The sequence below is a fragment of the Streptomyces winkii genome (assembly GCF_032248595.1).
Classification (GTDB): domain Bacteria; phylum Actinomycetota; class Actinomycetes; order Streptomycetales; family Streptomycetaceae; genus Streptomyces; species Streptomyces winkii.
This window is the reverse complement of record NZ_JASTTH010000001.1, coordinates 465360-478268: the sequence shown is the minus strand read 5'-3', so window position 1 is coordinate 478268 and position 12909 is coordinate 465360. Positions and strand designations below refer to the sequence as shown.

At 71.8% G+C, this 12909-nt stretch carries 12 protein-coding genes; 8 read left to right on the top strand and 4 right to left on the bottom strand.

The window, feature by feature from the left end; all coding sequences use genetic code 11:
• Nucleotides 1-3: 3 nt before the first annotated feature.
• The gene (locus QQM67_RS02190; protein ID WP_399065213.1) at nt 4-981 is read right to left on the bottom strand and encodes a DeoR family transcriptional regulator; all 978 of its coding nucleotides are present in this window, start codon (nt 979-981) and stop codon (nt 4-6) included.
• Between the two features lie 156 nt (nt 982-1137).
• Complete coding sequence (locus QQM67_RS02185; protein WP_314171787.1) at nt 1138-2598, bottom strand: NAD(P)H-quinone dehydrogenase; 1461 nt, start codon at nt 2596-2598, stop codon at nt 1138-1140.
• A gap of 218 nt (nt 2599-2816) precedes the next feature.
• Here QQM67_RS02185 and QQM67_RS02180 point away from each other — a divergent pair, with 218 nt between their 5' ends.
• From QQM67_RS02180 to QQM67_RS02160, 5 genes are all read left to right on the top strand, one after another.
• Entirely contained in the window at nt 2817-3254 is a 438-nt protein-coding gene (locus tag QQM67_RS02180) for a gamma-glutamylcyclotransferase (RefSeq protein ID WP_314171786.1), read from the top strand.
• A 173-nt stretch (nt 3255-3427) separates the two neighbouring features.
• Entirely contained in the window at nt 3428-4246 is an 819-nt protein-coding gene (locus QQM67_RS02175; protein WP_314171785.1) for a purine-nucleoside phosphorylase, read from the top strand.
• Between the two features lie 118 nt (nt 4247-4364).
• On the top strand, nt 4365-6107 hold the full coding sequence (locus tag QQM67_RS02170; protein WP_314171784.1) for a phospho-sugar mutase: 1743 nt from the start codon (nt 4365-4367) through the stop codon (nt 6105-6107).
• A 95-nt stretch (nt 6108-6202) separates the two neighbouring features.
• Entirely contained in the window at nt 6203-6805 is a 603-nt protein-coding gene (locus QQM67_RS02165; protein WP_314171783.1) for an ArsR family transcriptional regulator, read from the top strand.
• Nucleotides 6802-7269 (top strand): hypothetical protein, encoded by a 468-nt coding sequence (locus tag QQM67_RS02160; RefSeq protein WP_314171782.1) that lies wholly within the window; start codon nt 6802-6804, stop codon nt 7267-7269. The genes QQM67_RS02165 and QQM67_RS02160 overlap by 4 nt, the downstream gene beginning before the upstream one ends.
• Before the next feature lie 105 nt (nt 7270-7374).
• Here the strand turns inward: QQM67_RS02160 and QQM67_RS02155 are convergent, their stop codons facing one another.
• Both QQM67_RS02155 and QQM67_RS02150 read right to left on the bottom strand, forming a co-directional pair.
• Nucleotides 7375-7782, bottom strand: a complete 408-nt coding sequence (locus QQM67_RS02155) for a hypothetical protein (protein WP_314171781.1) — start codon at nt 7780-7782, stop codon at nt 7375-7377.
• Between the two features lie 512 nt (nt 7783-8294).
• Nucleotides 8295-9200, bottom strand: coding sequence for a PH domain-containing protein (locus QQM67_RS02150; RefSeq protein ID WP_314171780.1), 906 nt, complete (start codon nt 9198-9200; stop codon nt 8295-8297).
• Nucleotides 9201-9343: 143 nt separating this feature from the next.
• On the opposite strand from QQM67_RS02150, the gene deoC reads away from it, so the two are divergent.
• The 3 genes from deoC to QQM67_RS02135 all read left to right on the top strand — a co-directional run bounded on the left by deoC (nt 9344) and on the right by QQM67_RS02135 (nt 12816).
• On the top strand, nt 9344-10351 hold the full coding sequence (gene deoC, locus QQM67_RS02145) for a deoxyribose-phosphate aldolase (RefSeq protein ID WP_314172218.1): 1008 nt from the start codon (nt 9344-9346) through the stop codon (nt 10349-10351).
• 7 nt (nt 10352-10358) lie between these two features.
• A complete protein-coding gene (locus QQM67_RS02140) occupies nt 10359-11801 on the top strand; it encodes an aldehyde dehydrogenase family protein (RefSeq protein WP_314171779.1) in 1443 nt (480 codons plus the stop codon).
• Between the two features lie 148 nt (nt 11802-11949).
• Nucleotides 11950-12816: an aldehyde dehydrogenase family protein gene (locus QQM67_RS02135; protein ID WP_314172217.1), complete on the top strand. Its 867-nt coding sequence runs from the start codon at nt 11950-11952 to the stop codon at nt 12814-12816.
• Nucleotides 12817-12909: the final 93 nt, after the last annotated feature.

The following is a 12909-nucleotide window of genomic DNA, read 5'->3' as shown; positions in this document are numbered from 1 at the left end:
CGCTCAGCGGCGCCTGGGAGCCAGATCGGCCACACGCCCCGCCACGGGCGACTGTTCGGGCAGCGCCGGAGCGCTGCGCAGCTGCGGTGCCGGTGAACCGCCGCCGCCCGGCGGGAGGTTGCGCCGCTGGCCCGGCATCGGCACGTCCCTGCGGCCGCGGCCCTTCTCACCGGAGCCGCCGCGCGCGCCGCCCGCGCCCTGCACGGGAGCCGGCGCCTCGGCGGCGCCCGCCGGGGTCATCCCCGCCACGGTGATCTGCACGCCCTGATCGGCCAGCGCCTGCAACTCCGTGCCCGCGCGGTCCTCGTGGGGCGGTGGCTTGTCCGTCACCAGGCGCGTCATGACGTCCGTCGGGACCGTCTGGAACATCGTGTCCGTGCCGAGCTTGGTGTGGTCGGCGAGGACGACGACCTCCGCCGCCGCCTGCACCAGCGCCCTGTCGACGCTGGCCGAGAGCATGTTGGACGTGGAGAGGCCCCGCTCGGCCGTCAGCCCGCTTCCGGAGAGGAACGCTCGGGAGACGCGCAGCCCTTGCAGGGACTGCTCGGCACCGCTGCCGACCAGCGCGTAGTTCGAGCCGCGCAGCGTGCCTCCCGTCATCACCACTTCGACGCGGTTGGCGTGCGCCAACGCCTGTGCGACGAGGAGGGAGTTGGTCACGACCGTCAGGCCCGGCACCCGCGCGAGTCTGCGGGCGAGCTCCTGCGTGGTCGTGCCCGCGCCCACGACGATGGCCTCGCCCTCCTCGACGAGGCCGGCGGCGAGATCGGCGATGGCCGTCTTCTCCGCCGTCGCCGTGTGGGGCTTCTGCGGGAACCCGGTCTCACGGGTGAATCCACCCGGCAGGACCGCACCGCCGTGCCGGCGGTCGAGCAGCCCTTCTGCCTCCAGCGCCCGTACGTCTCGGCGCACGGTCACTTCGGAGGTCTGGACGACGCGGGCGAGCTCACGGAGCGACACCGCTCCGTTGGCGCGCACCATTTCCAGGATCAGTTGGCGACGTTCTGCAGCGAACACGGGACTGACAGTAACCCCAACGACCGTCTGCTTTCAGCAGTTTTCGTCGATTTTTGGAAGTTGTCCATAGCTGCACTTGCCGCGTGATATAGACACAACCGGACGAACCGGCAGGCTTGTTCAGCTCTCCTCGGCCGTCTTCCGCGTGTGCAGCTGCCGCGCGACCTCGCCGATCGAGCCGGTCAACGACGGGTACACGGTGAAGGTGTTCGCGATCTGGCCCACCGTCAGGTTGTTGTCGACCGCGACCGACAGCGGGTGGATCAACTCGCTCGCGCGCGGGGCCACGACGACGCCACCGACCACGATGCCCGTGCCCGGCCGGCAGAACAGCTTCACGAAGCCGTCCCTGATGCCCTGCATCTTGGCGCGCGGATTGCGCAGCAGCGGCAGCTTGACGCACCAGGCGTCCATGCGGCCGCTGTCCACGTCGGCCTGGCTGTAGCCGACGGTGGCGATCTCGGGGTCGGTGAAGACGTTCGCCGAGACCGCCTTGAGGTTCAGCGGGGTGACCGTCTCGCCGAGGAAGTGGTACATCGCGATCCGTCCCTGCATCGCCGCGACCGACGCGAGCGCGAAGACGCCGGTGCAGTCGCCCGCCGCGTAGACGCCCGGCGCGGACGTACGGGAGACCTTGTCGGTCCAGATGTGCCCCGAGTCCTTCAGCCGCACCCCGGCCTCCTCCAGGCCCATCTCGGCGGTGTTGGGCACGGCGCCGACGGCCACCAGGCAGTGGCTTCCGGTGATCGTGCGGCCGTCCTGGAGCTCCACCTCGACCTTGTCGCCCACGCGCTTCGCGGAGGCCGCGCGGGAGCGTGCCATCACGTTCATCCCGCGGCGCCTGAAGACGTCCTCCAGCACGGCCGCGGCGTCCGGGTCCTCACCGGGAAGCACCCGGTCACGGGACGAGACGAGCGTGACGTGCGAGCCCAACGCGCGGTAGGCGCCCGCGAATTCGGCGCCCGTGACGCCCGAGCCGACCACGATCAGCTCCTCCGGCAGCTCGTCCAGGTCGTACAGCTGCTTCCAGTTGAGGATCCGCTCGCCGTCCGGCTGCGCGTCCGGGATCTCACGCGGGTGCCCCCCGGTCGCGACCAGTACGGCGTCGGCGGCGAGCCGCTCCTCGTCCTCGCCGGCGGCCTCGCCGGTCGGCGTGACGACGACCTCGCGCGAGCCGTCCGCTGCCTGCGACGGCTCAAGGCGCCCCCGGCCGCGCAGCACCCGTACGCCCGCACGCGTCACGGACGCGACGATGTCGTGGGACTGCGCGAGCGCGAGCCGCTTCACGCGGCGGTTGACCTTGCCGAGGTCGACGCCGACGACACGGGCGGGGTCGTCCGGGTCGTGAGTGCTGTCCTCGACGCGGATGCCGAGCTCCTCGTACGAGGAGTCGAAGTTCGTCATGACCTCGGCCGTGGCGATGAGGGTCTTGGAGGGCACGCAGTCGGTCAGCACCGACGCTCCTCCCAGGCCGTCGCAGTCCACGACGGTCACTTCGGCGCCGAGTTGCGCCGCCACGAGGGCGGCCTCGTAGCCGCCGGGTCCGCCACCAATGATCACGATCCGAGTCACATGGACCATTGTCCCGCACATCCGTGCGGGCTCATCCCGGGCCCCCGCACGGGATGAGCACCCTGCGGCGGCCCCGGTCCGAGCGCCGAGGCGGGGAGAGAGCCCGAGGGGTGTGAGGGCAGCGCGAGCGGGGGCCGACGCCGCGTCACCATCGTGTGACCCCCGTGCGGCCGGGCCACCCTTGCGCCACCCCCGCCCCGGCGATGGACTCCCGTACCCTCATCGTCATGTCCCTCTACGCCGCTTACGCCGCGAACCTCGACGCGCGGCTGATGTCGCGCCGAGCCCCGCACTCCCCGCTGCGCGGCACCGGATGGGTCACCGACTGGCGGCTGACGTTCGGCGGCGAGCAGATGGGCTGGGAGGGCGCGCTGGCGACCGTCGTCGAGGCGCCCGTGGCGCAGGTCTTCGTGGCCCTGTACGACATCGCGCCCATGGACGAGGAGGCCCTCGACCGCTGGGAGGGCGTCGGCATGGACATCTACCGGCGCACCAAGCTGCGCGTCCACACGCTGGACGGCGAGGTGACGGCCTGGTGCTACGTCCTCAACGGCTATGAGGGCGGCCTGCCCTCGGCCCGCTACCTGGGGGACATCGCCGACGCCGCCGAATCGGCGGGCGCACCGCACGACTATGTCATGGAGATCCGCAAGCGCCCCTGCTAGGGCGTTCCGCGGGGTCCATCGACGGGCCCCCTGGCCCCCTGGCCACGGCTCCACCGCAGCGGTCCCCCCTCGGCCCGGAAGGCCCCTCGCGTCACATACGGGACGCAGCCCGAACTCCCCCCAACCGCGGGCTCCCTCTACGCGCGTAGGCTCGAAACCGCTACGCTCATCGCGTGAACGAATCAGCCTCGAACACCGCCGACGATCCGTACCGTTCAGCCGATTCGGCCGCCACGCGGCTGCGAGAGCTGACCGGGACGGACAGCCACGACGTCGTTCTCGTGATGGGCTCCGGATGGGTGCCCGCCGCGGACGCGCTCGGGGTCCCCCAGTCCGAGTTCCCGGTGACGGAGCTGCCCGGATTCCCCGCACCGGCCGCCGAGGGCCACGCGGGCACCGTGCGCTCCCATGAGCTGGGCGACAAGCGGGTGCTCGTCTTCCTGGGCCGCACCCACTTCTACGAGGGGCGTGGTGTCGCCGCCGTCACGCACGGCGTCCGTACGGCCGTCGCCGCGGGCTGCAAGACCGTCGTACTGACGAACGGCTGCGGCGGCCTGCGCGGCGACATGGTCCCGGGCCAGCCCGTGCTCATCAAGGACCACATCAACCTCACGGGCACCTCCCCGATCGTCGGGGCCAACTTCGTCGACCTCACCGATCTGTACTCTCCGCGGCTGCGCGCCCTCTGCCAGGAGGTCGAGCCGTCACTCGAAGAGGGCGTCTACGTGCAGTTCCCGGGCCCCCACTACGAGACCCCCGCCGAGATCGGCATGGTCCGGGCGATCGGCGGGGACCTCGTCGGCATGTCCACCGTGCTGGAGGCGATCGCGGCCCGCGAGGCGGGCGCGGAAGTGCTCGGCATCTCTCTCGTCACCAATCTCGCAGCGGGAATGACGGGTGAACCCCTCAACCATGAGGAAGTGCTTCAGGCGGGCCGTGAATCGGCCGCCCGTATGGGTTCGCTTCTCGCACAGGTGCTGAGCCGCATGTGAGCGGCGGGCCCCGGGCCGCAGGCAGTGACCGGGCCGCCCCACCGCCCGGCCGGACGGCCGCCCCGCGAGGGCCCACTCGCGTCCCCGCACGCGGGACGCTGAAGAGAGAGGCAGAGCTGTGCACGACGACCTGACCGAGCTGGTGGCCCGCGCCCGGGCCTGGCAGGCCGAGGACCCCGACCCGGAGACGCGTGAGGAGCTGGCCAAGCTCATCGAGGTCGACGGCGGCACCGACCGGGCCGCGGGCTCCGGGGGAGGCAACGAGCTGGCCGCCCGCTTCTCCGGCACCCTTCAGTTCGGCACTGCCGGGCTCCGCGGCGAACTGGGCGCCGGGCCCATGCGGATGAACCGTTCGGTCGTGATCCGTGCCGCGGCCGGGCTCGCCGCGTACCTGCGCGACCAGCGCTCCGAGGCCGGCGGCCAGGAGGGCGGGGAGCCCGATCTGGTCGTCATCGGCTACGACGCCCGTTACAAGAGCCACGACTTCGCCCGCGATACGGCCTCCGTGATGACGGGCGCGGGCCTGAGGGCCGCCGTGCTACCCCGCCCGCTGCCCACGCCGGTGCTGGCGTTCGCCGTGCGCCGGCTGCGGGCCGCCGCGGGCGTGATGGTCACCGCGAGCCACAACCCGCCCCGCGACAACGGCTACAAGGTCTATCTGGGCGGAGGCTCGCAGATCGTCCCGCCCGACGACGCCGCGATCGCCGCGAGGATCGAGGCGGTCGGGCCGCTCGCGGGCGTCCCCCGGCCGGAGTCGGGCTGGGAGGAGCTCGGCGAGGAGATCGTCGAGAGCTATCTGGCCCGCACGGGGTCGGTGCTGACGGAGGGCACGCCCCGTGACGTACGCATCGTGCACACCGCGATGCACGGCGTCGGCTCGGACACCCTGCTCGCCGCCTTCCGGCGCGCGGGCTTCCCGGAGCCGGTGCCGGTGCATCAACAGGCCGCTCCCGACCCGGACTTCCCCACCGTCTCCTTCCCCAATCCGGAGGAGCCGGGAGCCATGGACCTCGCCTTCGCCACGGCGCGCGGGACGGCCGCCGCGTCCGGCCCCGTCGATCTCATCGTCGCCAACGACCCGGACGCCGACCGCTGCGCCGTCGCCGTTCCCGACCCCGCGGCCGACGGCGGCTGGCGCATGCTGCACGGCGACGACGTCGGCGCGCTGCTCGCGACGCATCTGGTGCACAAGCGGGCGCGCGGCACGTTCGCCACGTCGATCGTCTCCTCGTCGCTGGTCTCGCGGATCGCGCACGCCGCGGACCTGCCGTACGAGGAGACGCTGACCGGCTTCAAGTGGCTCGCCCGCGTGGACGGTCTGCGGTACGCCTTCGAGGAGGCCCTGGGCTACTGCGTCGATCCCGAGGGCGTGCGCGACAAGGACGGCATCACGGCCGCCCTCCTCGTCGCCGAGCTCGCCGCCGAACTCAAGCAGGCGGACCGCTCGTTGACGGATCTCCTGGACGACCTGGCCGTCGAGTACGGGCTGCACGCGACCGATCAGCTCTCGGTGCGCGTCGACGACTTGTCGCACATCGCCTCGGCGATGGAGCGGCTGCGGGCCGCTCCGCCGGTCAGGCTCGCGGGCCTCGCGGTCGTCTCCGCGGAGGACCTGAGCGAGGGCTCCGATCTGCTTCCGCCCACGGACGGCCTCCGCTACGGGCTGGCAGGCGATCCCGGGGCGGGGGTGGAGAAGGCCCGCGTGGTGGTCCGGCCCAGCGGTACGGAGCCGAAGCTCAAGTGCTATCTGGAGGTCGTGGTGCCGGTCCGCGACCAGGCGGCGCTGGCGGCGGCCCGTACGGACGCGGAGACCGTACTGGCGAAGCTCAAGGCCGATCTGGCGGCCGCGGCCGGCGTCTGACGCGGACCCGTGCGGACCGTCGCGGGACCGGCACCGTATGTGATCGCCCGCTGACCAGTTGTCGTCTTCACTGGGCGCACGATATTGTGCGTCCAGTGAAGACTTCGCCTCGCTTGCTGCCGCTGCTGCGCTCCCAGTTGCAGGGAGAACTGCTGGCCCTGGTCCTGCTGCACCCCGAGCGGGAGTACAGCCTGACCGAGATCGCCCGTGAGCTCGGTGCGTCGCACACCGCGGTCCTGCGGGAGGTCAACCGTCTCGGAGAGGCCGAGATCCTCGCCTCACGGCACGTCGGCCGGACCCGGCTGGTGTCCGTGCGTTCGGACACGCCCCTGGTGCGTCCCCTCACGGAGCTGATCGCGGTCTCGTTCGGCCCCGTCCCGCTGCTGACCGAGAACCTGCGCGAAGTCAGCGGTGTGGAACGGGCGTTCATCTACGGTTCTTGGGCGGCGCGCTACCGCGGCGAGCCGGGGCAGCAGCCGGGCGACGTCGACGTGCTCGTGGTCGGCCGTCCCGATCCCGACGAACTCTTCGACGCGGCCGAGCGCTCGGAGCGCCGCCTCGGACGCGAGGTGAACATCCACCGCGTCTCGGCCTCGTCGTGGGACTCGGATACGAGTGACCCGTTCCTCACCAGTGTCCGCGAGCGCCCGCTGGTCGAACTTCAACTGGGCAAGCCGGGCAAGGGGGAAACGGCATGAGCCGATGGAATCAGGGCCGGTCGACGGTGGACGAGATGATCTCGCGGCGCGAACTGGAGCGCGTACCCCCGTCCCGGCAGTCCGCGGAGGCCGAACTGGAACGCAGCCGCACCCACGCCGGCTCCGCGCGAGAACTCATGGAGTCGGACCCCGAGGGCGCCTACACGCTCGCGTACGACGCGGCGCGCAGGGCGCTGGCGGCGGTCCTTCAGAACCAGGGTCTGCGCGCGACCAGCCGCGGCGGCCACAGGGCGGTCTACGAGACCGCGCGGGCGCAGCTCGACCCTCCGCTGGGCTCGGTCATCCGGCCGTTCAACCGCATGCGCGTCCGGCGGAACGAGGTCGAATACCGCTCGTCCGAGGCGCCGTCGGTGACCCCCGAGGAGGTCGCCGCGGATCTGCCGAAGGTCGAGGCGCTGATCGATCTCGCCGAGAAGACGATCCCGCAGATGTCGCAGTTCTGACCGTGTCGAGCTCGCCGTCGTCGCCGCCCGGCACGGCGAAGGCCCGCTGAGGGCTTCGGTCGAAGTCCTCAGCGGGCCGATGGAGCCGGGCTCAGGTGCGCCGGTTCAGCGGCCGTACGCGCCGCCGCGCACCGCGCGGGTGCCGGCGGGGCAGTGGACGGCCACGCGCTTCGTGCCGTACAGCGCCGGCGTGACGTAGCGGTTGTCGTCGGTGCAGTCGGTGAAGACGCGCCAGTACGTCCCGGAGCACGAGACGGCGAACGTCCGGCCCGAGATGTAGGGGTTCCAGCAGCGCAGGGACGAGGCGGAGTACGGCGGATCCACGGCGTCTCCGCCCGGCGACGCGTAGGCCGTCCCGGTGCGCACGGCACCGGTCCGCAGGTCGGACTGCGTGTAGCTGGCGTCGCCCCAGACCGGGGTGTGTGCTTGGGCAGAAGGCGCCATCACTCCGCCGAACCCGAGCGCCAGCGCAGCGCCCGCACCCAGCACTGCCAGAGATTTTCTGATCTTCACTTCTGTCTCTCGCTTTCTCATTGCTCGGCCGGCTTGGCCGAAAGCCCCGGTGAAGGGGTGCGCTCAGATTCCCCACCGAATGGCAACGAAACAAGAGAACTCGATTCTGCTGACGATATGCATTCGCATCGCCGGATCTGGATTTTCCTTTACGGCCAACTAGAGAACCGATTCGCCAGTTGGGCGCCGCCGATCGTGATTTCACCCGTACGAGCCATGTACGCGGCCGTGGCGCGACGCGCGACGGCCGCGGCCCCAACGCGCAGGCCACGGAGGCCTCCTGAGGAAGTGGACGCCGAATTCACGGCGCTGTGCGGTGAGTCGGGCACCGAAACGGACGCCCGGCCGAACACCGGACCGAACACCGTGCTCATTCCTCGTTCTTGGGGCTCGACGCGGGCGGCTCCGAGACGTCGTGAGCTCCGTGGTCCTCAATCGGCGGCACCCCGGCGGGAATTCGCCAGGCGGCTTCCCGGGGAGACAGTCCGGGGCGGCCGGAATCCGAGCGCGTCTCAGCCCATCGCGAGAAGGACCGCGAGGGCGACGGCTCCGGCGAGGGCGGGGGCGGCGATCTCGTAGGCCCAGCGGACGGTGACCTCGCCCTGGGCGGCCGGGTCCTTGCCGTTGTCGGCGGCGAGGCCGCGCAGCTCGTCGATGGCCTGGTCCGACGGCGCGCGGCGCTCCCCGACGTCGTCCCCGCCGGGCACGCCGCCCAGCCCGAACAGGCCCATGGGCCGGGCCGGGGCGGCGGCCACGGCGGCGCCTCCGCGGGCCGCGGCACGCTCGGCGCGTTCGGTCCGCCGTGCTGCGCGCTTGCGGGCGCGCAGCGACACCGGGATCGACCACAGCTGGTACTTGGTGCCGTCGGCGACGACCTCGCTGGAGTAGCCCGCTCGTACGGCCTCGACCGACCCCCATGGGACCGTGATCGTGCGGAAGGGGTTCCGCACGCGCATCCGCTGCCGCCCGGCGTACACGGCGGGCCGGAGCGTGAAGGCGACCACGAGCGGCACGGCGAGGACGAGCCCGAAGACGGCGGTCAGGCGCGTGTGATTGTCGCCGTTGATGAGCGCGTCCGTGCCGAGCCAGAGGCCGAGGAGGAGCAGCAGTACGCCGCCGGCGAGAGCGCCGGGCGAGCGGTAGCAGCGGTCGGCGTACACGGGCGCCTCGGGCTGCGGCGACGGGTCCGGTGCGGAGTCTGGTGCTGCCTCCGGGCCGGGCTCGGGCCCGGGCGCCGATTCGGGCTTCCGCTCGGCGTCCGGCTCGGACTCGGACCCGGACTCGGGCTCGGCGGGCTCGCGTTCCGCCTCGGGCGCGGTCGCCTGTGCGTCGGCGCCGGTGCCGGGCGGGGGCTGCTCCTCCGGCCCGTTCCGGGGTTCGCGTTCGCGCTCGCGCTCGGGTCGGGACTCGCTACTCATGGGGCCTGATTCTGCCGGACCGTCCGTATGGCGGACATTGCGGCTCGGCATCGATCCGCCCGCACCCGCCTCGATCGCCGCATCCCGTATGCGATGGCCCCTACCGGCGGCGCTACGCGTGTAGATATGCTCCTCTGGTGACCATGTCTTCAGCGTCCACAGCCACAGCGGCCCCCACCTCCGCATCCGCATCCGCGCTCGCGGACGTGACCGCGTCCGACGCAGCGCTGCGCCGCTATCTGCACGGCCTGCCGGGCGTCGACGCGGTCGGGCTCGAGGCCCGTGCCGCGACCCTCGGCACGCGCTCGATCAAGACGACGGCCAAGGCGTACGCCCTCGACCTCGCGATCTCGATGATCGACCTGACGACCCTCGAAGGGGCCGACACCCCCGGCAAGGTGCGGTCCCTGTGCGCCAAGGGCGCCAGCCCCGACCCGAGCGACCGCACCACGCCCCAAGTCGCGGCGATCTGCGTCTACTCGGACATGGCGGCCATCGCGAAGCGGGCCCTCGCGGCGGGCGGCGGCGAGGGGATCAAGGTCGCCTCCGTCGCGACCGCCTTCCCGTCCGGCCGCGCCGCGCTCTCCGTGAAGCTCGCCGACACCCGTGAGGCCGTCGCCGCGGGCGCCGACGAGATCGACATGGTGATCGACCGCGGCGCCTTCCTCGCCGGCGACTACGGCAAGGTCTTCGAGGAGATCCAGGCCGTGAAGCAGGCGTGCGAGCGGCCCGGAGGAGCAGAGCCCGCCCATCTGAAGGTGATCTTCGAGAACGGCGAGCTGTCGACGTACGACAACATCCGCCGCGCGTCCTGGCTGGCGATGCTCGCGGGCGCCGACTTCATCAAGACCTCGACCGGCAAGGTCGCCGTGAACGCCACGCTCCCGAACACGCTCCTCATGCTGGAGGCCGTGCGCGACTTCCACGCCGCGACCGGCACCCGGATCGGGGTGAAGCCCGCAGGCGGCATCCGCACCGCCAAGGACGCCGTCCGGTACCTGGTCGTGGTCAACGAGACGGCCGGACCGGACTGGCTGAGCCCCGACTGGTTCCGCTTCGGCGCCTCCAGCCTCCTCAACGACCTGCTGATGCAGCGCCAGAAGCTGAGCACCGGCCGCTACTCCGGTCCCGACTACGTGACGGTGGACTGAGGCAGAGATGACAGAGCAGATCTTCCAGTACGCACCCGCGCCCGAATCCCGCGCGATCGTCGACATCGCCCCGTCCTACGGGCTGTTCATCGACGGCGAGTTCCGCGAGGCGGCAGGCGGCAAGGTCTTCAAGACCGTCTCGCCCGCCACCGAGGAGGTCCTCTCCGAGGTCGCGCAGGCGGGCGCCGAGGACGTCGACGCCGCGGTACGCGCGGCGCGTTCGGCCTTCTCCGGCTGGTCGGCGCTGCCGGGCGCCGAGCGCGCGAAGTACATCTTCCGCATCGCCCGCGTCCTTCAGGAACGCTCCCGTGAGCTGGCCGTCCTGGAGACGCTGGACAACGGCAAGCCGATCCGCGAGACGCGCGACGCCGATCTGCCGCTCGTCGCCGCGCACTTCTTCTACTACGCGGGCTGGGCCGACAAGCTCGCACACGCGGGCCTGGGCCACGACCCGAGGCCGCTCGGCGTCGCCGGGCAGGTCATCCCGTGGAACTTCCCGCTGCTGATGCTGGCCTGGAAGATCGCCCCGGCGCTGGCCACGGGCAACACCGTGGTGCTCAAGCCCGCCGAGACGACGCCGCTCTCCGCGCTCTTCTTCGCCGACGTCTGCCGCCAGGCGGGCCTGCCGAAGGGCGTCGTCAACATCGTGACCGGGGACGGCTCGACGGGCGCCGAGCTCGTCGCGCACCCGGGCATCGACAAGGTCGCCTTCACCGGTTCGACGGCGGTGGGCAAGCAGATCGCCCGTACGGTCGCCGGTACGCGCAAGAAGCTCACCCTCGAACTCGGCGGCAAGGGCGCCAACATCGTCTTCGACGACGCGCCTGTCGACCAGGCCGTCGAGGGCATCGTCAACGGCATCTACTTCAACCAGGGGCAGGTCTGCTGCGCGGGCTCGCGGCTGCTGGTGCAGGAGTCCGTGCAGGACGAGTTGCTGGACGCGCTGAAGCGGCGCCTGCGCACGCTCCGCGTCGGCGACCCCATGGACAAGAACACCGACGTCGGCGCCATCAACTCCGCCGAACAGCTCGCCCGCATCCAGGAGCTGGCCGACTCCGGTGAGGCCGAGGGCGCCGAACGCTGGTCCGCGCCCTGCGAGTTGCCCGGCAACGGCTACTGGTTCGCGCCGACGCTCTTCACCGGCGTCAGCCAGGCGCACCGGATCGCCCGCGAGGAGATCTTCGGGCCGGTGCTGTCCGTGCTGACGTTCCGTACGCCGGACGAGGCGGTGGCGAAGGCCAACAACACTCCGTACGGGCTCTCGGCGGGCATCTGGACGGAGAAGGGCTCGCGCATCCTGGCCATGGCGAACAAGCTCCGCGCGGGCGTCGTCTGGGCCAACACGTTCAACAAGTTCGATCCGACCTCGCCCTTCGGCGGCTACAAGGAGTCGGGTTTCGGCCGCGAAGGCGGGCGTCACGGTCTGGAGGCGTACCTCGATGTCCGATAACTCGAAGAACCCGCAGAGCGCGAAGAGCCCGAAGAGCCCGAAGAAGGAGACCGCGAAGGCCGCGAAGAGCGCGAAGACCGCGGCCTCGGCCGGCAAGTCCCCCGCGCCGGCGCGGACTTCGGTCCGTACTCCGGCCCGGATCGATGTGATGAAGACGTACAAGCTCTTCATCGGCGGCAAGTTCCCGCGCAGCGAGAGCGGACGGGTGTACGAGGTGACCGACTCCGAGGGCAACTGGCTGGCCAACGCACCGCAGTCGTCCCGCAAGGACGCGCGCGACGCGGTCGCCGCCGCGCGCAAGGCCTTCGGGGGCTGGTCGGGCGCGACGGCCTACAACCGCGGTCAGATCCTCTACCGCGTCGCCGAGATGCTGGAGGGGCGGCGCGAGCAGTTCGCCGCCGAAGTCGCCGCGGCCGAGGGCCTGTCGGGACGGGCCGCCGCGGCGCAGGTCGACGCGGCGGTGGACCGCTGGGTCTGGTATGCGGGCTGGTCCGACAAGATCGCCCAGGTCGCCGGGGGTGCCAACCCCGTGGCGGGGCCCTTCTTCAACCTCTCGACACCCGAACCGACCGGCGTCGTCGCCGTGTTGGCCCCGCAGGAGTCGTCGTTCCTCGGGCTGGCCTCCGTCCTCGCACCGGTGATCGTCACGGGCAACACGGCCGTGGTCGTTCCTTCGGAGAGGGCACCGCTGCCCGCGCTGTCGCTCTCGGAGGTGATGGCCACCTCCGACGTGCCGGGCGGCGTGGTCAACGTCCTCTCGGGCCGCACGCGCGAGGTCGCCGCGACGCTCGCGGCGCACCAGGACGTCAACGCGCTGGACCTGGCGGGCGCGGCGGCGGACCCGGAGCTGGCGAAGGAGCTGGAGACGGCGGCGGCGGAGAACCTGAAGCGGGTGCTGCGCCCGTACGAGGGGAACGGGAGCGGCGAGGCCGCCGACTGGTCCGCCGACCCGGGAACCTCGCGGCTGCTCGCCTTCCTGGAGACCAAGACGGTCTGGCACCCGATGGGGGTCTGAGGGCGCGCCGCGCCTGCGTCCGCGAGGAGTGAGGTGCGTGCGGCGCCCCGGTCGTCCGTCCGCTGCGAGCCGGGGGGGGGAGCGAACAGGCCC

Excerpts from the sequence above, each read along its gene's own strand:
- QQM67_RS02150 (WP_314171780.1), bottom strand. The coding sequence starts at position 9,200 with ATGAGTAGCGAGTCCCGACCCGAGCGCGAGCGCGAACGCGAACCCCGG.
- QQM67_RS02185 (WP_314171787.1), bottom strand. The coding sequence starts at position 2,598 with ATGGTCCATGTGACTCGGATCGTGATCATTGGTGGCGGACCCGGCGGC.
- QQM67_RS02135 (WP_314172217.1), top strand. The coding sequence starts at position 11,950 with ATGAAGACGTACAAGCTCTTCATCGGCGGCAAGTTCCCGCGCAGCGAG.
- QQM67_RS02180 (WP_314171786.1), top strand. The coding sequence starts at position 2,817 with ATGTCCCTCTACGCCGCTTACGCCGCGAACCTCGACGCGCGGCTGATG.
- QQM67_RS02190 (WP_399065213.1), bottom strand. The coding sequence starts at position 981 with ATGGTGCGCGCCAACGGAGCGGTGTCGCTCCGTGAGCTCGCCCGCGTC.
- QQM67_RS02160 (WP_314171782.1), top strand. The coding sequence starts at position 6,802 with ATGAGCCGATGGAATCAGGGCCGGTCGACGGTGGACGAGATGATCTCG.
- deoC (WP_314172218.1), top strand. The coding sequence starts at position 9,344 with ATGTCTTCAGCGTCCACAGCCACAGCGGCCCCCACCTCCGCATCCGCA.
- QQM67_RS02140 (WP_314171779.1), top strand. The coding sequence starts at position 10,359 with ATGACAGAGCAGATCTTCCAGTACGCACCCGCGCCCGAATCCCGCGCG.